16 protein-coding genes are annotated in these 19,021 nt (G+C 69.2%); 14 read left to right on the top strand and 2 right to left on the bottom strand.

Annotation, left to right across the window (positions count from 1 at the left end; genetic code table 11):
* Window positions 1–86: 86 nt before the first annotated feature.
* Complete coding sequence (locus AC57BS_RS04735; protein WP_496410309.1) at window positions 87–884, bottom strand: DUF4062 domain-containing protein; 798 nt, start codon at window positions 882–884, stop codon at window positions 87–89.
* Window positions 885–1,316: 432 nt separating this feature from the next.
* On the opposite strand from AC57BS_RS04735, the gene AC57BS_RS04730 reads away from it, so the two are divergent.
* Window positions 1,317–2,462 carry a hypothetical protein gene (locus tag AC57BS_RS04730; protein WP_496410308.1) on the top strand — a complete coding sequence of 382 codons (1,146 nt, stop codon included), beginning with the start codon at window positions 1,317–1,319 and terminating at the stop codon, window positions 2,460–2,462.
* A 161-nt stretch (window positions 2,463–2,623) separates the two neighbouring features.
* Here the strand turns inward: AC57BS_RS04730 and AC57BS_RS04725 are convergent, their stop codons facing one another.
* A complete protein-coding gene (locus AC57BS_RS04725) occupies window positions 2,624–3,166 on the bottom strand; it encodes a hypothetical protein (protein ID WP_496410307.1) in 543 nt (180 codons plus the stop codon).
* A gap of 612 nt (window positions 3,167–3,778) precedes the next feature.
* On the opposite strand from AC57BS_RS04725, the gene AC57BS_RS04720 reads away from it, so the two are divergent.
* The 13 genes from AC57BS_RS04720 to AC57BS_RS04660 all read left to right on the top strand — a co-directional run bounded on the left by AC57BS_RS04720 (window position 3,779) and on the right by AC57BS_RS04660 (window position 19,016).
* On the top strand, window positions 3,779–4,732 hold the full coding sequence (locus AC57BS_RS04720; protein ID WP_496410306.1) for a hypothetical protein: 954 nt from the start codon (window positions 3,779–3,781) through the stop codon (window positions 4,730–4,732).
* 61 nt (window positions 4,733–4,793) lie between these two features.
* Window positions 4,794–5,015 (top strand): hypothetical protein, encoded by a 222-nt coding sequence (locus AC57BS_RS04715; RefSeq protein ID WP_496410305.1) that lies wholly within the window; start codon window positions 4,794–4,796, stop codon window positions 5,013–5,015.
* A complete protein-coding gene (locus AC57BS_RS04710; RefSeq protein ID WP_496410304.1) occupies window positions 5,012–5,860 on the top strand; it encodes a hypothetical protein in 849 nt (282 codons plus the stop codon). The genes AC57BS_RS04715 and AC57BS_RS04710 overlap by 4 nt, the downstream gene beginning before the upstream one ends.
* A 38-nt stretch (window positions 5,861–5,898) precedes the next feature.
* Window positions 5,899–6,192, top strand: a complete 294-nt coding sequence (locus tag AC57BS_RS04705) for a hypothetical protein (protein WP_109691870.1) — start codon at window positions 5,899–5,901, stop codon at window positions 6,190–6,192.
* Window positions 6,192–7,067 (top strand): hypothetical protein, encoded by an 876-nt coding sequence (locus AC57BS_RS04700; protein ID WP_496410303.1) that lies wholly within the window; start codon window positions 6,192–6,194, stop codon window positions 7,065–7,067. The genes AC57BS_RS04705 and AC57BS_RS04700 overlap by 1 nt, the downstream gene beginning before the upstream one ends.
* Before the next feature lies 1 nt (window position 7,068).
* Window positions 7,069–7,866: a hypothetical protein gene (locus AC57BS_RS04695; RefSeq protein ID WP_496410302.1), complete on the top strand. Its 798-nt coding sequence runs from the start codon at window positions 7,069–7,071 to the stop codon at window positions 7,864–7,866.
* The gene (locus AC57BS_RS04690) at window positions 7,863–9,902 is read left to right on the top strand and encodes a type IV secretion system protein (RefSeq protein WP_496410301.1); all 2,040 of its coding nucleotides are present in this window, start codon (window positions 7,863–7,865) and stop codon (window positions 9,900–9,902) included. Before AC57BS_RS04695 ends, AC57BS_RS04690 begins: the two co-directional genes overlap by 4 nt.
* Window positions 9,903–9,967: 65 nt before the next feature.
* Entirely contained in the window at window positions 9,968–11,473 is a 1,506-nt protein-coding gene (locus AC57BS_RS04685) for an SCO6880 family protein (RefSeq protein WP_496410300.1), read from the top strand.
* Complete coding sequence (locus AC57BS_RS04680; RefSeq protein ID WP_496410299.1) at window positions 11,473–13,020, top strand: putative type IV secretion/conjugal transfer ATPase; 1,548 nt, start codon at window positions 11,473–11,475, stop codon at window positions 13,018–13,020. Before AC57BS_RS04685 ends, AC57BS_RS04680 begins: the two co-directional genes overlap by 1 nt.
* 21 nt (window positions 13,021–13,041) lie before the next feature.
* Window positions 13,042–16,185: a VldE C-terminal domain-containing protein gene (locus tag AC57BS_RS04675; protein WP_496410298.1), complete on the top strand. Its 3,144-nt coding sequence runs from the start codon at window positions 13,042–13,044 to the stop codon at window positions 16,183–16,185.
* Window positions 16,186–16,249: 64 nt separating this feature from the next.
* The gene (locus AC57BS_RS04670; protein ID WP_496410297.1) at window positions 16,250–16,852 is read left to right on the top strand and encodes a hypothetical protein; all 603 of its coding nucleotides are present in this window, start codon (window positions 16,250–16,252) and stop codon (window positions 16,850–16,852) included.
* On the top strand, window positions 16,849–18,312 hold the full coding sequence (locus tag AC57BS_RS04665) for a type IV secretory system conjugative DNA transfer family protein (protein ID WP_496410296.1): 1,464 nt from the start codon (window positions 16,849–16,851) through the stop codon (window positions 18,310–18,312). The genes AC57BS_RS04670 and AC57BS_RS04665 overlap by 4 nt, the downstream gene beginning before the upstream one ends.
* Window positions 18,309–19,016 carry a hypothetical protein gene (locus AC57BS_RS04660; RefSeq protein ID WP_496410295.1) on the top strand — a complete coding sequence of 236 codons (708 nt, stop codon included), beginning with the start codon at window positions 18,309–18,311 and terminating at the stop codon, window positions 19,014–19,016. The genes AC57BS_RS04665 and AC57BS_RS04660 overlap by 4 nt, the downstream gene beginning before the upstream one ends.
* The last annotated feature ends 5 nt before the right edge of the window (window positions 19,017–19,021 follow it).

Raw genomic sequence — 19,021 nt, 5'->3', positions numbered from 1 at the left:
CAGGCTCGAACACCTCCGCGGCTCAGCGCTCGGGTTCCGCAACCTCACCAACTACATCGCGAGATCTCTGCTCGAGTCTGGCGGCTTCAGACCCCGACTACACCCTGGATTGTGAAGAGCCGGTAAAGACGGTTCGCCATGTGGGTCGGGAGGATCTGGTCATCGACCGCCATAACCATCCCGATCAACGCGAGCCGGTCTCGATCAGGTGTGCCCCGGACTTCACCTCCTTGGGCGATGGAGAGGAAGTAGTCGAGCGTGTCCGCGATCTGTTTCCGTGGCCCTTCGAGGACGGCCCCACCTTCAGGAATCGTTGGCGGTGGTTGCTCCACAACGATGCCGCTGCTGCCCTGAGCCACATCTGGTTCGTTCAACGCTTTCGAGAACTTCACCATCTCGCGCACCAGGATGGACTTCACCTGGGCACAGAGGTCTTCGGTCGAACTGAACGTCTTGTACAGCAGAGTGAACTCGGACTGGACCTTCTTCTTGAACGCGAGCACCCGCTTGATGCCCTCACCAGGGTCCTCGTACTCGTGCTGCTCAAGGTTCGCGAAGAACAGGGCGATGACCGGCGAGTCAGCACCTCCTCGTCGGTCTCGTGCGAGTTCGAACTCCTCGAGGAACCCGGAGTCCGCCTCCCCGGACGGGCTGCCCCACCGCCGCTTCAGCATCCCGATGAAGATGTCGCACGACTCAACCATCGGGTTGATCTGGCCCTGCGGGCGCCCCAGGTCAGGCGGAACCTGCTCCCACCCCACGATCCGGATACGCAGAGCGTTGACCTCAAAGATGGCGTTCAACTCAGCCTGCATTGCTGCGAGCGCTACTCGCTCCTCCTCCAGGTCGCTCGGAGATGCAAGGAACGCAACGAGCTCCTTCACATCCGAAGCCATCCCAACACCTCTATCCGCCACCATCGAACTGTGAGAGCGAGAGTATCGACATCGGCAGCAGCCGCACCCGCAACTCACACCGAGAACAACCCGGTCAGATGAATACCCAACCGGACGCGACCAACTGGCGGTACCCGTAGGCACCATTAGGAACCCGGCCGCAGCAAGGAGTCGAAGGTGACCTTCCAGCTTCACGCACTCATGTCCACAGGCCTCGCCTGGGGAAAGGTGATGCGGGAAAGGTGATGCGGCCGCGACTCAAAATCGTCGAAGCAGCGCTCCATAGCTCTCTGACGGCATCGCCTGCTGGGGTTCTCGACAGAGGGTCGATGGCGACACACGTTGACCTGGTCGGGGCGTCAACCTGGCGGCGAGTGTCGGTGGTCGAGCGCACACTGGAGTCAGACAACAGGAGGTGTCGTGTCGGACGGACTGCGCATTCCCATGGCCACTGAGCTGACTTGGCCAAATGTGATGCGCCCGCGTGTACCGCTCGTCTATCTAGATCTCTTCGCGATCGTGCGCATGGCCCGCGCGTTGCGTGGCGACAAGGACGTCGAGGCCGGTTATAGAGATCTGTACGTAGCAGCTATCCGCGCCAAGGCGGAGAAGCGGGCGATTTTCCCGCTTGGCTCCGAGCACATGTGGGAGATGGCCAAGATCACCGACCCCAAGCAGCGCGGCCGACTTGCTGATGTCCTCGAGGCGCTCTCCGATTACCAGTACCTCATGGGTCGGACCACGCTGGCCGAGCTCGAGTTCGAAGCTGGCATCGCGAAGATCTTGAGAGAGGACAACAACTCCGAGAACTACCCGCTGATCCGCCCGACCCACGGTCATGCGTTCGGGATGGTCGGCGGAATGAAGTTCGTCGATGAGAACGGCCGCGATAGTTCCGCTCAGGTGAAGGCTGGCATGGCAGACGCGGAGTACGACGCACTTATGGCCAAGCTGAACTACGACATGGAACGCGCGATGCTCCGGGGGCCGTCCGACGAGGAGCGCAGTGAGCTGCGTCGACACCCGCAGTACCAGCCGGAACGTGCTCTAGCGGGCCAGCGGAGCCGGTTAGCGTGGGAACTCGAAGGAAAGCGACTTTTGGACGAGGACGCGAAGTGGAGGCGCGGCCGTCTCAGAGACGTAGTCAGTGGCCGCGAACTCGCACATGAGTGGCTCGACATGCTGAACAGAATTCGCCACGACCGGGCGAAGGCAGGTAGACCCTTCGAGCCGACCGACGACCAGATGCGAGACCTCATCGGGGCAATGCCCCACTCTCAAGTGGCGATCAGCGTGAAGACGCGGTTCCATCGGAACCGACACCACGAGTGGACTACCAACCACATCAGCGACATCGACGCAGTCTCCGTCGCATACCCGTACTGCGAAGCGGTCTTCCCCGACAAGGAAGTCAGAGCTGCGCTGCTGAACTCGAAGGAGCTACGCACGTTCAAGACGTTCGTGCCTCGTCGCCCCGCCGAGCTCGCTGAGTGGCTCGACGCGCTCCCCACCGTCGTCGCACCCGACCTGCTGCTGCCGCATCCACTCAGCAGATTCGCGGCCTAACCGCGACAGGACCTTCGAGGTCTTTCCGCGCCCAGTCCTTTGAGGATGCGTCAAACCGCATGTCGGTGTCCACATGGACTGTCGGCGACGCCTGCTCATGCCGAGATGACCGCACCCGTGTGCATGAGTCCATGTGGTCCAGCACACGGCCGAGTCAGTACTCACGGCGCCTTTGCCTCCCGGCTCCCCGGACCGCCGAAGTGCGCCTCCCACCGATCCACGTGCTTGAGCAGGTACTCCCGGACCTGCTTAGCAAAGCGGAGTGTCATCGCTACCGTGGCCAGGTTCATCGGCATCCACTGCGCTGGGTAGTCGGCGTCTACGTGGTCAGCGCGACCCGTCTCCTTGCGTGCCTGCGTCTTCGTAAGGACTCGTTCGACTACGTATTGGCCTTGATTGTCAGCGCTCACCGGCCACCACCGACCGTGCACGATGATGTTGCGCAGCTCGTAAAGTTCCCTCGCGCGGTCGACGTGCATCTGTAGTAGGTGCTGATCTTCGTGCGGGAAGCGCGGAATGGCGTCCTCCCACAGATCAATGAGTTGGCTCGACCGCAGCAACGACAGTTCGATCCAACCCTTCTTTGGGTATGCGTCGGCCATGAGGCATAAGAGGGCCGTGTCTAGATGCGGCATATAGAAAACTAGCCGCCCGATCTCGTTGTAGATCGGGTGATAGTCGTCCGGGTCGTAGTGGTACGGCACGTGCTGGACCCTACGTTCAGAACTAGTGCACGCACTCCGGGCTGCCCGCACTGCCGGGTGACGCAGTCGAGTGGATCCGCCCGGAGTCGTACGCGGTGGCAGTGACGAACCTGGGATCGAGTCGCATCGTCCAGCCCCGATCAGGGTGCGTCAAACCGCCGCCTATGACTGTCAAGCGCGGCCGCCCTGCGGTCGACGCTCGGGTGCATTCCGTCCCGCAGGCCGATCCCTCTGCGGGATATTCGCCTGGGGCAGCGACGGGATGACGCTCCTCCAGCACCTGCGCAATGGCGCATCCTGGGAGTCGACGCGGCTCGGTGACTGCGCAGATGCGCGATTGAGGCTGACGTAACGCGAGGTGTCCAACAACGCCGTCGAGTTTCAGTCTTCGCAGCATCTCGACAAGAAGGCCGAGCAAGGGTCGGCCGGGAACTACTTCAGTTTTCGGGGGGACGGGGGCGTCCCCCCGCTCTGACCTGCGCAAACGTTAGGACCGTATCCCCGTCGAGCAGGCGTCCCCCCTCGAAATGAGGGGTTTGGGGGACGGATGCGGGGACGCCCGCTGGCGATCTTTTCTGCCGTGCTCAGCCACGGCCGAAAGGAGCGAGCGCGATGAGTGTGGGCGACCAGCTTGGCCTCGACGACAACAGCGAACTGCTCGACCAGGCCCGCCAGAAGTGGCCGGCCTGGGTGGCCGCCGATCCGCGGCTCGGTGTGGTCGACAACTTCGACGACCTCCGCTCCTGGCTGCCGGCGGTGGACCACGAAACCTCCGACCAGGTCCTCCTGGCGCTGGCCATGTTGGCGGCCCCCGACGGCGGCGACGACATCGCGGCCGCGGCCGCTCTCGCCAAGTGCCTGCTGCCCGGCGCCTGCCGGCTCGCGGGCTGGCTGAGCACCCTCCCGCCGCGCGAGGTCTTCCGCGACAGCCAGCCGGTCACGGCCGGCACCTGGTCAGCAGTCGAGCGGGTCGACGAGCTGGTGGCCTCCCAGCTGTGGATCGAGGTCCGCACGTTCAAGTGGCGCCGGACCCGCAAGGTCGCTGCCAACATCCTGATCAACACCCGGGTCGGTGTCCTCCGCGAGGTCGGCGACTTCTTCTACGTCTCCCGGGCCGACCGCACCTGGGCCAACACCACCCTCGTCGAGTCCTTCTCGACCGGCAACCTGACGAGCGCCGACGGCGGTGCCGGTTACTCGGCCGAGATGCCGACCGAGCGGGTCGCCGGCGCGCTGTTCCACCGCCCCGAGATCCTCGCCGACGCCGGACCCGAGCAGGAGGAGCCGTCGGCCACCGAGGAGCTCCTGGAGCTGCTCGCGTGGGCCTGCGACCACAAGGTCATCAGCCCCGCGGACCGGTACCTGCTGCTGTGCCTGGTCGAGGAGGCCGACCGGGTGGAGACCCGCAGGCTGGCGCGCGGCTACGGCGGCCTGCTCAGCAACGAGGTGTCCAGCCGGGTCGCCCCCCGCATCGGGGTCTCGGAGGCAACCGTTCGTCGCCACGGCTCTCGCTCCATGCGTGCTCTCGCCGCGGCCGCCCCGAGGAAGTTCGGCCATGACGAATAGGCCCGGAAGTGATCGCCCGCGCCACCCCGCGACACAGAGGCGACTGGAGGTGGTGAAGCCCATGACAAACACCCAGGACGACGGCGAGGCCCGGACGCCGGAGCAGATCGCCGAGCTGTTCGCGATCGCCGGGCGCGAGATCGAGGCGATCGAGCAGCTGACCGGCTGCGTCGCCCAGCTGCACGAAGTCCAGGCCGCGAAGGCGCAGCTGGCGACCCTGACCCCGGCCGAGGTCCGCACCGCGCTCGAGTTCCGCCGCGGCACTCTCGGGGAGGCCCAGTGAGCACCCAGACCACGAGCCGCCCGGTCGGCGTCGACGAGCTCAAGCGCGCGTGGCACGCACTGAACGCCGGCGAGTTCCGCACCGGTCCCGGCGCTGGCAAGAGTCCCCGCGGCCGCGGCACCGCCGCCGAGGACAACTGGTCACCGGCCGACGGCGAGCACACCATCGCCGTTCTCGGGTCCGCAGGCTCAGCCGGCGCGAGCACCGTCGCCCTGGCCACCGGCCTGGCGGCAGCCGCCCCGGTCCGAGTCATCGAGTGCTGCTCGGTCACCGCCTCCGGACTCGCCGCGGCGAGCACCGCCGAGCTCGGGCTGCACCCGACCGACTGGCGTCAGGGCAAGCGCGACCACGTCCTGCTCGAGCGCGCCAGCGAGGTCCTCGCCGGCGTCGACGAGGTCCCGCTGCCCACCGAGGCACAGAACGAGACCCAGCTGACCATTCTCGACATCGGCTGGGAGGCCGGCCAGCTGCTGGCCACCGACTGCTGGCTGGCCGAAGCCGTCCGCGCCGCCGACCAGATCGTCCTGGTCACCACCGCCACCGTCCCCGGGATGCGTCGCGCCGGAGTTGCCATGGACCTGCTGGCCGGCTACTGGCAGCCCGAGCAGATCGCGCTCGCCGTCCGCGGGCCCCGCCGCAAGAAGTGGCCGCGCGGCCTCGAGCACGCCGGCGGCCCTGCCGTCCGCCGCGCCCTGGACGCGGACCGGTGCGTGGAGATCACCGAGGACCGCGAGCTCGCGGTCAAGGGCCTGGACTCCCGACCCGTCCCGGCCCCCCTGGTCTCGGCAGCACGTCAGCTGCTCGAGCCCGCACATCTGCCCACCGACACCAGCGAAAGCGCCTGACCCGCCCGGGGTCAGCAACCCAGAAAGGAAGTCCACCCATGGACGTCATGACCGCAACCGCAACCACCGTGATGGCTGTCTGCCCGAAGGCGCCCCCGGGTGCTGTCGGCCCCACCAACGAGATCACCAGCTACGTGCTGTGGGGCGTCATCGTCTTGTTCGGTCTCGGCATCATCATCGCCATCGGCGCGATCATCGCCGGCCGAGTGTTCTCCCTGCCGCACGCCTCCAAGGTCGGCGTGATCTCGGTGGTGGTCGTGTTCGCGTGCGCGATCGCCTACCTGGTGCTGCCCGGCATGCTCAACGGAATCCTCGGCAAGGGCTGCATCTGATGCGGCGCGCAGCCACGAAGAAGGCAGAAGGCACCAGCGAGTGGAGCCGGCGCCGGCTGCTCGGCATCCTGGCCGCCGCCGTCGCCGTGGCTGCGCTCCTGCTCGGCGGCCTCGCGTACGCGATCTACCTGGCGGTCACCGGCATCGGTGACGAGGCCAGCGCGAACACCGGCGTCGCCACCGGCGAGACCGAGCGCTCGACAGTGGCCCGCGGTGCCGCGCACCGCGATGAGATCGCGGCCGAGCCGATGCTGACCGTCCCCGAGAGCGCCGCGTTCCCGGCCGAGACCACCAGCGCCAAGGCGCCGGAGATCAAGATCCCGACCGGGACCGGAGTCAACGGACCCGCGTTCGTGATGACCGGGTTCCCACACACCCCGGAGGGCGCGATCGGCCAGCTCGCCCAGATCGACCTCGCGGTGCTGCAGTCGATGAGCAGGAGCACCGCCGAGGAGGTCTACAACACCTGGGCCCTGCCCGGCGGGGTCCGCGCCGAGGACTGGTGGATCACCGCCAGCGTCCGCGCGTTCCTCTCCAGCACCGGGATGGGCGAGGTCAAGGACCCCAGCGCCTCGGTGTCCCTGGAGCCGGCCGCCGCGCTGGTCAAGGGAACCGACGGCCCCGACTGGGCGACGGTCTGCGTGCTGATGAAGGTCAGCGCCACCTACAAGTCCGAAGGCCAGATCGCCTTCGCGCACTGCGAGCGCATGCAGTGGGTCGGCGGCCGCTGGATGGTCGCCCCCGGCGCCCCGCCTGCACCCGCACCGGCGACCTGGCCCGGCACCCAGCTGGCGCACGAGGCCGGCTGGCGCACCTGGTCCACCGACCACACCACCGAACCCGCCCACCCCGGCGACACGGAAGGGGAGCACTGAGATGAGCAACCGGATCAACGACTCGATGGGGGAGTCCCGCACGACCCTGCTGCGCGTGGGAGTCCTGGTGGCGATCGCCGCCCTCGTGGCGACCGCCGTCTGGCTCGGAGCGCGCGGCCGGACCGATGACAACACCGGCACCGACAAGGCCACCGGGGACTCCTCGAGCGAGACTGGGCGGCAGGGGCAGAACGTCTCGGGCGACCAGGTTGCCCCGGAGAACGCACCCGCAGACGGCGTCGTGATCCCGACCGGCGCCGACCAGGTCGACGGCTACCCGACCCGGTTCCCCCAGACCGACCTGGGCGCGGTCGCGCTGCAGGTCGAGGTCGCCAAGGCGCAGGTCGGGTTCGACTACGACCAGGCCGCCGCCGTCGCTGGCCTGTACGCCAACCCCGAGGACAAGGCCGTCTTCGAGCAGCGCGCCCGCGACGCTGTCGCGCTGCGCCGCCAGCAGGCCGGCGTCCCGAAGGAGGGGGACGTCCCCCCACCGGCGTCGTACGCCGTGACGCCGATCGCCTACACCCTCGAGGAGCTTGACACCGGCTACTACGCGGTGAACCTGCTCAGCTACGTCACCCTCACCACCGCCAACGGCAAGGTCAGCGACGGCCTCTACGCCGGCACCCAGCTCATGCGGTGGCTCGAGGTCGACGGCGTGGGCGACTGGCGCCTGGTCCAGGGCAGCACTGCAGACGTCGAGTACCTGGTCTCCACCGGACAGCCCAAGGCGGTCGCGCCTGGCACCCCGGAGTACGAGCAGGCCGGCTGGATCCCGATCAACGGAGCACGCCAGTGAGCACCGCCGACCTCTTCCACCGGGTGACCAGGCTGGGCATCGGCGCTCTGGCGGTCCTGCTCCTCACTACGCTTCTCGAAGCCGCCACGGCTCTTCAGCCGCCCGCCGCCGCGGCCGAGCCAGAGACCAGCACGGCGGCCAGCACAGCGCAGGTCATCACTGTCGAGACCACCAGCCAGCTGCCGGCCCGCACCCTCAAGATGGGCTGCCTTGGTCCCGACGAACTGTGCGACCTCGGCGGCGACGCCCTCGAGTGCGCGGAGGACCCGGTCGACTGCGGCAAGGACGCGGCCGGCGGCGTCAAGGACGAGATCGAGGACGTCCAGGAGTGCCTCGAAAACCCCAGCCTCACCGACTGCGCCAAGGGAGTCGGGGGAGTGGTGCCGGGAGTCGGCGGGTGTGGGCTGCTCGACGCGATCTGCGACGCCGGGCTCCCGGGGATCGGACTCCCTGGCGTCCCGGGGGTACCCGGCATCCCCGGACTCCCGAACGTGGGGGACCTCTTCGGCGCCGGCATTCCCGGCCTAGGTGACATCCCCAACCCGTTCGAGAACATCGGCGACGTTATCGCCAAGGCGGCGGCCGATGCCTGGACCGCGGCCATGCTCGCGGTCTGGAGCTCCGGCCTGTTCGTGCTGCGCATCGTGCTCACGTTCAGCGAGCTGTTCTTGACCCCCGACCTGAGCGACGACGGACCCGGGAAGGACGTCTACGCCTTCGCCCTGTGGCTCGCGCTCGCCCTGGTGGTCATCTTGGCGATGATCCAGCTCGGTGCCGCGGCCTTCAAACGAGAGGGCAAGGGCCTCGCGCGGGCGTTCATCGGCGCGGCCCAGTTCGTCCTGGTCTGCGCCTGCTGGTTCGGCTACTGCGTCATGATCGTCGCGGCCTGCGGCGCCATCACCAAGGCGCTGATGAAGTCGCTGCTCAAGGTACAGACCTGGCCCGACTGGGATCCCCTGGGCGGCCTCGGCGTCGACGACATCACCGAGGCCGGCGTTGCCACCGCGCTGGCCTTCCTCGGGATCTTCTTGTGGATCGCCGCGATCGGACACGTCCTGGTCTACCTCGCAAGGGCGGCCGCGCTGCTGGTCCTGGTCGCCACCGGCCCGCTCTCCGCGGCCGGGTTGGTCTCCGACTTCACTCGCTCCTGGTTCTGGAAGTCGCTGCGCTGGTTCCACGCCGCGGCGTTCACCCCGGTGCTCATGGTGATGGTGCTGGGCATCGGCGTGCAGTTCGCCAACGGCGTCGCCGCCCACCTCGCCGACGGCACCGCTAAGGCGTTCGGCACGGCCCTGCCGGCGGTCATGACGATCCTGATCAGCGTCGTCGCGCCGCTGGCGCTGTTCAAGCTTCTGGCCTTCGTCGACCCCGGCACGCCCAGCGGCGCGTCGTTCCGTCAGGGCATGGCCATCCAGGGCGGCCTCCAGGGGCTGCTGAGCGGCGGCGGTGCCGGCGGCGGCTCGTCGGCCGCGTCGACCACCGACGGCAACGGTCGCTCGTCGGGTGAGCAGAGCGCCGAGGCCTCGACCGGCGACCGGTTCAACAAGTCCACCCAGGGCGTCCTCGGCAGCTTCGGCCCGGCCGGACAGGCGTTCGCTGCCGGGCTCGGGATCGTCAGCAGCGCCGGAGCTAAGGCCACGTCCCTGATGTCGGACGAGTCCAACCAGGCCGGCGTCGGGCAGAGCACCTACGGACCCGACTTCAGCAACATGGGCGGCCGCCAGTCCGGTGGCCAGTCGGGCGACCAGAGCAGCGGCACCCACCCCGGCTCCCAGAACAGCGGGGACGACGACTCGCCGTTGCCGACCCCGCTTGCCCCGCCTGCCCCGCCCACCCCGCCGACGCTGCCCACCGGCGGCGGACCCGGCGGTGGCTCGGGTGGCGGCTCGGGCGGGCAGGGCGGCGGCTCTGGCGGACAGGGCGGCGGTGGTGCCGGAGCAGCGCCCAAGACCCCGGCCGCAGGCGGCGGGGGAGCGGCCGGAGGTGCCGGCGGAGCCGGTGCAGCTGGCGGCGCGATCCCCCCGGTGGCGGTGTAGCCGATGCGCCGCTCCACCTGCCCCCAGCCCCGATCGACATGCAGTGACCCGGAAGGAAGTCGACGATGACCATCTACGCCGACTACCAGCGCGACCGCATCGGCTGGTTCTTCGGCCTCTCCGGAGGCCAGCTGATGTTCCTGGCGCTGGCCAGCCTGCCGGCGTTCTGGGCGATCAGCCGCGGAGTGTGGTTCTCCGCGTTCCTGTTCGCCCTGGTCTGGCTGTTCCTGCTGGCCATCACCGTCATCCCGGTCCGGGGCCGCTCGGCCACTGGCTGGGTGTTCGCCTCGACGATGTACGCCGTCGGCGGGCTGCTCGGCTGGACCTCGTTCCGTGCCAAGGCCACCGAGGGCCGCGCCGAGGACCTCGACGCCCCCGACCTCCCCGGGGTGCTGCAGGGCATCAAGATCCACGACGGCCCGCCGCACGGCTCCCAGCTGCAGCGGGTCGGAGTGATCCACGATGACGCCACGAAGACCTGGGCAGTCACCGCCTCGATCGTCCACCCCGGCATCGGCATGAAGGACACAGAGGAGCGCAGTCGCTACGGCGAGGCGCTGGCCGGGCTGCTCGACGTCGCCGGCCGCACCGAGAAGATCGACGAGATCCTGTTCATGGTCCGCACCGTCCCCGAGGACGGCGCCGAGCGCGACCTGTGGGTCAACAAGCACCGCCGCGACAACGCCCCCCAGCTGTCCGAGATCGTCAACAGCGACCTCGCAGTGGGCCTCACGCAGGCGTCGGTGCGCACCGAGCAGTTCGTGACAATCGTCGTCCCGGAGACCCGGATCGCCCGGTCGGCCAAGGAGTCCGGCGGTGGATTCGAGGGCCGCTGCCGCGAGCTCTACCTGCTCATGGCCGAGATCGAGGCCCAGCTGCGGGGCCCGATGGGGATGACGTCGGTCCGCTGGCTCACCTCGCCGGAGCTCGCCCTGGCGTCCCGGACCGGATTCGCCCCAGGCGATCGCGCCGGCATCGTCGAGGCCCTTGCCATGCGAGAGAAGGACGGAGGCGTGAACGCCGACGTTCCGTGGGCGCTGGCCGGGCCCTCGGGAGCCGACGCGACGGTGCGGCACTACAGCCACGACGCGTGGAACTCGATCAGCGCCAGCATCAAGCTCCCGACCCGCGGCGTGGCGATGGGCGCCCTGGCGCCGATCCTCGCCCCGAGCGAGTCCGGTGAGCGACGCTCGTTCGTCGTCGCCTTCCCGATCGTGTCCCAGTCCAAGGCCGACCGGCAGTCCGGCAACGCCGAGTGGGCCGCAGACCTGGCTGAGGGAATGAACGAGAGGCTCGGCCGCAAGACCCGTGCCAAGCAGCGCGAGGAGGCCCACAAGGCCCGCGGCCTGGACGCCAAGCTGGCCCACGGCAACGCGCTGGTCCGGCCTTACGCCGTGTGCACGGTCACGGTTCCCAAGACGCTGCGGATCACCGAGTTCGGCCGTCGCCTGGACGCCTCGATCCGCCGCGCCGGGTTTGCGCCCCTGCGGCTCGACCTGGCCCAGGACGTCGGTTTCGCCGCCTCGACCATCCCCGTCGGGATGAGCCTGACCCGGAGCGGAGACGCCTGATGCCCACCACGACCCGCCGGAACCGCGGCGGCGCCGATCGAGGCAGGGACATGGCGGCCTTGTTGTCCGACTTCGGCCACGACCTGCCCACGATCCCCCCGCTCGCCCCTGAGGCCAAGGAGCCCCGGATCTTCAAGTACGCCCCGCGCCGCGGTGCAGCCCGCCGCGGCCGCGGCTGGGCGCCCGCCACCGCCCCGGCGCAGGCCTGGCGGATGACGAGTGACCAGGCACCGGTGTTCTGGCCGTTCGTGTCCGCGCCGGCCCTGCCGCCGACCGGGGCGCAGATGGGCGTCGACCAGCTCTCCGGCGGCTCGTTCTACTGCGACCCCTTCGGCTGGGTGCTGCGCGACGACGTGTCGGCGACCAACCCGAACATCTTCCAGTTCGCCAAGCCGGGCACCGGCAAGTCCGGCACCACCAAGGCGTTCTGCACCCGGATGATGCCCTTCGGCTACCGCACCTTGGTCCTGGGTGACCCCAAGGACGAGTACGAGTCACTGTGCCGCGCGCTCGGCGTCGAGCCGTTCGTCATCGCCCCCGGCTTCTGGGCACGAATCAACCCGCTGGCCATGGGCCCGCTCGGCCACGACTGGGAGAAGCTCTCGGCCGAGGAAGCCCAACGGCGCACGACGATCATCTTCAAGCGCTGGCTGGTCCTGATCCGCGGCCTCGTCGGCAGCATGAAGCTCGACGACCAGCGCCGAGTGCCGTTCGGACCCGACGAGAGCGACGTCGTCCGCAACGCCTTGGCGATCCTCACCGGCTACGCCGCCGGCAACACTGTCCTGATTGAGACCACCATCCCGCGGCTGTGGGACCTGCTGCGCAACCCCACCGAGGAGCTCGTCCGGGCGTGTGAATACGGGAACACCCGCCAGTTCCTCGACCAGACCCGGCTGCTGCGCAACGCGCTCGGCGAGCTGGTCACCGGCACCCTCGCCGGCCTCTTCGACGACTTCACCAACATCGAGGTCGACTGGCGCGCCCCGATCCAGTCGTTCAGCCTCTCCCGACTCGATGGACTCGGCGACGAGGCGGTGGGCATCGCGCTGCTGTGCATGAACTCCTGGGGCCGCGGACTGCGCGAGATCGCCGAGCCCGGCGACCTGCGCATCGTCGTGCGCGACGAGGTCTGGAAGCAGATGCGCCTCGGCGTCTCCGCGGTGATGAGCTTCGACGCCGACCTGCGGCTCTCGCGCGGCATGGCCGGCAAGGGCGGCGACATCCAGTTCGCCAACCTCCACAAGCCCTCCGACCTGCTCTCTGTAGGCGACGCCGACTCCCAGGCCGCGATGATCGCCAAGGACCTCCTCGAGCTGGCCGACATCAAGATCCTCGGCGGCCAGAAGCCGCGGGTCGCGCGCGAGCTCGACTCGATGCTCGGCTTCGGCCCGATCGCCCAGGACCTCGTCTCCGGCTGGGCGATGCAGGACAAGGGCCGCGCGCTGTGGTGCGTCGGAGACGCCACCTACAAGGTCCAGACGGTGCTTCACCCGCTGGAGAAGAAGCTCTACTACACCAACCAGGCCATCGAGGCCGCCGGCTGAGGCGCTCGGAACTGACCTGTCGTGAAGAAGCTACTCCTCGCCGGACTGCCGGTCCTGATCGTCTTCATGGCCCTGCCGTTCGTCGTGACCCTGATGGTGGTCATGTCCACGACCGCGGCCGCCGAGTGCCGCACCCAGACCAGCGAGACCGCACCCACCGAGCTCGGCGACCTCGGTGTCATCGACGGCCCCGTGGGCGGCCCGGTCAAGGGCAACATCACCATGGCGCACGCCAACATCCCGCGCCGCTCCGGCCTCGACGGCTTCCGCGCCTCCATGCCCCGGGTGCTGTCGACCAACCCCGACTTCGTGAGCCTCAACGAGGCCAGCGGCTGGAGCTTGGCGCAGATCGAGGCCGCCGCCCCCGGCTATGGGGCGTTCCGGGTCACCGACCACACCGGCGACAACAACTCGATGGGCAACGTCGTGCTCTGGAAGCGCGACACCTGGTCCAAGGCCAACGGTGGCCGGGTCACCCTCGCCGTCGACGACAACACCTACTACAAGGGCCGCCCGGTCACCTGGGACCGGTTCGCCACCTGGGTGATCCTCGAACGCGCCGACGGCGCCGTGTTGTCGGTGATCTCCACCCACCACATGACCAACCCGCACAAGTACCCCCGCCAGCACGGGAACCCGCCGCTGACCCGGCCCCAGCAGTACGGCGCCGGCATGGACATCCTGCTGCAGCTGCGCAACTCCCTGGTCACACACGGCCCGGTACTCATCGGCGGCGACATGAACACCCACGCCTCCTACACCGACCTCCCGTGGACGGCGGCCGCCAAGATGAAGGCCGTCGGCTACGGCTGGCACAACCACTCGGTCGACTTCATCTTCTTCCCCCAGCACCAAGGCGTCCGCCTCGAGCAGGGCTGGGACGGGACCATGGTCTCCGACCACCACTGGATCGCCGCCCGCATCGCAATGAACGGAGCCGGCCCCGAGAGCGCTCCCACGACCGCGGCCACCAGCGAAGGTGTGGTGAACGCCGCCCACACCACAAGGACGTCGGCCGAGCCCCCGTCCGGCGACGTGCTCGCCCAGCTGATGCGACTGCGGTTCGCCTCCAGCTACCCGACCCTGACCACCGAGCAGGCCCGCAACGCGATCACCATCGCCCAGGTCGCCCGCGACCTCCAGGTTCCCCGATACGGGCTGCAGATCGCGATCGCCACTGCGATCCAGGAGTCCAAGCTGGTCAACCTCACCGGCGGCGACCGCGACTCCGGCGGCCTGTTCCAGCAGCGTCCCTCGACCGGCTGGGGGAGCCGTGCTGAGGTCACCAACCCAGTGCTCGCCGCGCGTGCCTTCTTCGGCAAGGCCCAGCACACCGGCAACCCCGGCCTGCTCGACATCCCCGGCTGGCAGGACATGCCGCTCACGCATGCGGCCCAGGCCGTGCAGCGCTCCGGCTTCCCCGACGCCTACGCCCAGTGGGAGGACGTCGCCGGCGACGTCACCGACCTCCTCGGCGGCGACCTACCCGACCTGCCAGACGTCGACGGCGCGGTCTCGAACGCGAGCAACTGCGAGGACACCGTCAACCCGATCACCGTCGGGACCTTGAACATCCTGGGCGCCGGCCACACCGACAACGAGGCGGGCGGCGGCAACGAGAAAGCCGGGTACGCCACCTGGGACAAGCGGCTGCCCGGGGCACTCAGCGCGATCGAGAACGCCGGCGTCACCATCGCCGGCCTCCAGGAGGTCCACGGCCCCCAGGCCAAGGCCCTGGCTGACCGCTACTCGGCCAAGTGGGGCATGTACCCGGCCACCGGAAACACCCAGAACAAGGTGATCTGGGACCGCGGCAGCTGGGAGATGACCGACTCACGCCTCGTCCAGATCCCGTACTTCAACGGCAAGGAGGTCGGGATGCCGGTCGTCCAGCTGACGGGTGCGGCCGACAGCGTCAACGCCGGGCAGGTCATCTGGGTCTGGAGCATCCACAACCCCGCCAACACGCAAGGGAACGCCGCCGGGCACCGCAAGGAGGCGCTGCGACGCCAGCTGGCCACCATGACGGAGCTCGCCGGCACCGGAACCCCGGCGGTGATCCTGGGCGACTTCAACGACGGCAAGGACGGCCAGAACTCCTCACACTGCGCGCTGACCCCTGAACTGAGCAACGCCTTCGGCGGATCGGCCGAGCCCTGCGAGAAGCCCAAGCAGGACGCGCCGATCGACCACGTCTACGGCGCCAACCTCACCTGGGCCAGCGCCGAGGTTGACAACAGCACCCAGGCCGACAAGATCGCCGACCACCCGCTGGTGACCGCCACCACCGCCGGCAGCAGCGCGGGCTGCGCGGTCGCGACCGAGACCAACTACAACCTCGGCCCGGTCAAGCCGCAGCTGACGCAGTTGGTCAACATCCTCGGCCCGATGTTCGACATCAAGACCGTGGGCGGCTACCGCGAGAGCGCCACCGACCCCCACGGTCACCCGGCCGGCCTGGCGGCCGACTTCATGGTCCCGCTGACTCCCGCCGGCAAGGCCCAGGGGGACGCGCTCGTGGCGTACGCCCAGGCCCACGCCCGCGAGCTCGGGATCGACTACATCATCTGGTACCAGCGCATCTGGTCGGTCGCGCGAGCCGACGAGGGCTGGCGGCCGATGGAGGATAGAGGCTCGGCTACCCAGAATCACCTCGACCACCCGCACATCAACGTGCTCCCCAACGTCCAGGTCTCCCCGGTCGGCCTCGAGGGCGCATCCTGCGACGAGGTGGTCTACCCGGTTCCCGCGCAGTACATCGGAACGGACCGGAAGAATTGGCACGACACCGGCCCCTACTGGATCAACTGGCACACCGGAACCGACTTCTCCGCCCCGTGCGGCACGACCGTCTACGCCGCCCACGCCGGCACCATCGAGATCGACACCAGCCAGGGCTGGGCCGGCCCGCAGCTGGTCAAGGTCACCACCGGCGCCGGCTCTCTGACCACCTGGTACGCGCACATGCAGAGCGTCACCGTCAGCCGCGGCCAGACCGTCGCTGCCGGCGAGCCGATCGGCCAGGTCGGCAAGGAAGGCAACGGCTCCGGGTGCCACCTCCACTTCGAGGTCCACCTCGAGAACGGCTCCATCTACGGACCCGACAACGTCGACCCCTCGACCTGGCTGGCTGAAAACGCCTCGAAGCCGAGTCGGTCTGTGTGATCGCTGCCGGGCCCTCCCGACACATAGGTGACCAGCCAGAACTTCGACCGCGAGGTGGAATCCAATGCAGCGAGAGCGACGACGCGACCCCTACCCCTGGACCTGGGAGATCCCTGTAGCCGTGGCCCTGGCGACCCTGTTCGTCATCGTCATCGGCATCCAGCTCGGCCGCTCCGTCGCTAACCTGTTCGCCGGCGCCGGCTGGACCTGGCCCGACGCCAACGCCGGCGCGTTCCCCTCACCCATCGGCACCGCCTTCTGGACCAGCCTTCCCGGCGTGGTCGGCGGGCACGCCGACGCCGGCCTGCCCACACCAACACCGGACGGCCTGGCTGGCCGCGGCCTGGTGTGGGTCAGCCTCGCGATGACCGAGGTCGCGCTGCTGACCGCCACCATCTGGGTCGGCGTCTGGGCCTACCAGCGGTGGGGCCCGGGACGCATGCGCGGCATGGCCACCGCCGCAGAGGCCGAGAAGATCCTGGGTGTCACTCGGCTACGCAAGGTCGCCGGCATCGTCCGCCCCGACCTCTACGGCAAGCACGCCACCCCCACGGCGGCACCCGTTCAGCGCACCGCCGGTGACCTCACCGAACGGACCGGGCCGCAGCTCGGCCACGGGCTCAGCCCGTGGCTCCTGAACGGCCGCCGAACGAAGGAGGAGCGATGAAACTGAGGTTCAACCCATGGGACGTGGGCTGGCGCATCGGGGACGCGCACGAGCCGCGTGGCGGCGAGCTGTGGGTGCCTTGGGACCGCACCGCCGGGGTGATCGGACCGCAGGGCTCCGGCAAGACCCTCGACCTGCTCACCCCGGCGCTGCTCAGTGCCCCGGGCGCTGCCCTGGTCACCCTGACGAAGGTCGAGGACCTGCTGCTCAGCCTCACCGAACGCTCCCGCGACGACCGGCCGTGCGTGGTCCTCGACCCGTTCGGCCTGGCCGAGGGCGTCGTCGACGAACTGATCTGGGACCCGATCGTCGGGTGCGTGGACCCCAAAGTCGCCGAGCGGCGAGCGAAGGCCTTCACGGCCGGCACCGTCAAGGGTGCGATCACCGGCGGCACCGGCGACGATGCTGCGCGCTTCTACGCCGCCGAGTCCGCGAAGGTGCTGCAGGGCTACTTCCACGCCGCGGCCCTGACCGGCAAGACGCTCGAGGACGTCCTGCAGTGGGTCGCGAACCCCACCGCGGCCAGCCAGCCGATGGAGATCCTGCGCCGCCACCCGCACGCCGAGCCGTTCTGGCACGGCCTGCTGCACGGGGCGCTCAACGGTGACGATCGCACCGCCGGCAACACGATCACCACGGTGCAGCAGGCGGTGTCGCTGTTCTTCCAGGCCGACATCCGCCGCCGCTGCGTGCCCAGCCCCGGACACCCCGCCACCGACCTGGCCGACGTGATCCGCCGCCGCGGCACCATCTACCTGCTGGGCCGCGAAGACCCCTACGCATCGGCCAGCCCGCTGATGACGGCGGTGGCCGAGCACGTCTTGGACACCGGCCTGCTGCTGGCCAACAGCTCCCCGTGGGGCGGGCGGCTGTGCCCGCCCCTGGCCTCGGTGCTCGATGAGCTCCCGTCGACCGCGCCGCTGCCGACGCTGCGCACCCGGATGGCCAACGAGCGCGCCCTGGGGCTCTCGTTCATCTGGGCCGCCCAGACCCGCCCCCAGCTGACCAGCATCTTCGGCGAGCACGAGGCTCGCGCGCTGCTCGGCCTCACCAACACCCTGGTCATGTTCGGCGGCTCCAAGGACGTCGCCTTCAACCAGGAGATCTCCGACCTCCTCGGCCAGGTCCGGATCGGCCGACGGACTCACCGTGGCAGTGGCGGTGGATACGAGGGCGACGACATCGCGATCATGCGGCCCGAGGAGGTCCGCCAGCTGCCCGAGCGGCGAGCCCTGGTGATCGCCGAGAACGGCAAGCCGATCATCGCCAAGCTGCACCGCTGCGTCGAAGGCAAGGCCGGCGAGCGCCTGCTGGCCAACCAGCGGGCGCTGCGAGAGCGCCTCACCAGCGACCGGCGCATGGTCATCACCCCCGAGGCCCGAGCGAGTGCCGCGCTCGTCGAGGCCCGCCGACTCGGCTTCGTCGACGACGAGAACGACCACGCAAGGAGTGAACTGTGACCACCGAGCAGCAGACCCGTCGGGCGACACCCACACTGATGGTCTTCCCGTTCCCCGTCCCCGGGGACCATGTCCGGCTCGCCTACCGCGAGCTCCACATCGCCATCAACGGCACCGAGGAGCAGAAGAAGGCGCTGGGCAACCACGGGCTGTTGCCGCGGCCCTGGGAGCCGGCGTCCTGCCTGGACCCCGAGCTGCGGCACGACCTGTGGGAGTGGCTCGACGACGTCGTGATGTGGCTCAACCGCGAGTACACCTGGGACGTCTCGGGCCTCATCCCCAGCTGCTGGCCCCTGCACCCGCACCTGGTCCACGAGATCGCCGTCCTGGCCGACCAGCGCCGGCGAGCCGGTCTGGCGCTGACCAGCGACGCGCTCGAGGAATGGCACCGCTACTGCCTGCCCGCCTTCACCGACCGCATGCGCAATCGGCTGCGCGCCCACTGCGAGGACGAGCACAAGAGCTGGCCGGCCAAGCCGCGGCACAACGAGCACCTGGCCGACGCCAGCCGCCTGCGCCGCGAGAACACCTTCGCCCACGACATCGACGCGCTGCCCGTCAACAGGCGAGCACACGAACAGCCGCCGGCGCCGGCCGGCCCGCCGCGGCTGGGCCTCGTCGACCTCGACACGGGCGAAATCCAAGACGACGAGCTGGACGGCGCGCAGCCGCGCACCCGCACCGAGAAGGGACCGAGGGAATGACACAG

The organism is Nocardioides sp. BGA-UO-ETr-FS32 (assembly GCF_059567905.1).
The sequence above is the reverse complement of the archived record's forward strand: the minus strand, read 5'-3'. Positions and strand labels throughout refer to the sequence as shown.

What these genes read in the sequence shown, in the direction of transcription:
- AC57BS_RS04695 (WP_496410302.1), top strand. Translation starts at nt 7,069, where the DNA reads ATGAGCAACCGGATCAACGACTCGATGGGGGAGTCCCGCACGACCCTG.
- AC57BS_RS04680 (WP_496410299.1), top strand. Translation starts at nt 11,473, where the DNA reads ATGCCCACCACGACCCGCCGGAACCGCGGCGGCGCCGATCGAGGCAGG.
- AC57BS_RS04665 (WP_496410296.1), top strand. Translation starts at nt 16,849, where the DNA reads ATGAAACTGAGGTTCAACCCATGGGACGTGGGCTGGCGCATCGGGGAC.
- AC57BS_RS04670 (WP_496410297.1), top strand. Translation starts at nt 16,250, where the DNA reads ATGCAGCGAGAGCGACGACGCGACCCCTACCCCTGGACCTGGGAGATC.
- AC57BS_RS04705 (WP_109691870.1), top strand. Translation starts at nt 5,899, where the DNA reads ATGGACGTCATGACCGCAACCGCAACCACCGTGATGGCTGTCTGCCCG.
- AC57BS_RS04685 (WP_496410300.1), top strand. Translation starts at nt 9,968, where the DNA reads ATGACCATCTACGCCGACTACCAGCGCGACCGCATCGGCTGGTTCTTC.
- AC57BS_RS04715 (WP_496410305.1), top strand. Translation starts at nt 4,794, where the DNA reads ATGACAAACACCCAGGACGACGGCGAGGCCCGGACGCCGGAGCAGATC.
- AC57BS_RS04700 (WP_496410303.1), top strand. Translation starts at nt 6,192, where the DNA reads ATGCGGCGCGCAGCCACGAAGAAGGCAGAAGGCACCAGCGAGTGGAGC.
- AC57BS_RS04720 (WP_496410306.1), top strand. Translation starts at nt 3,779, where the DNA reads ATGAGTGTGGGCGACCAGCTTGGCCTCGACGACAACAGCGAACTGCTC.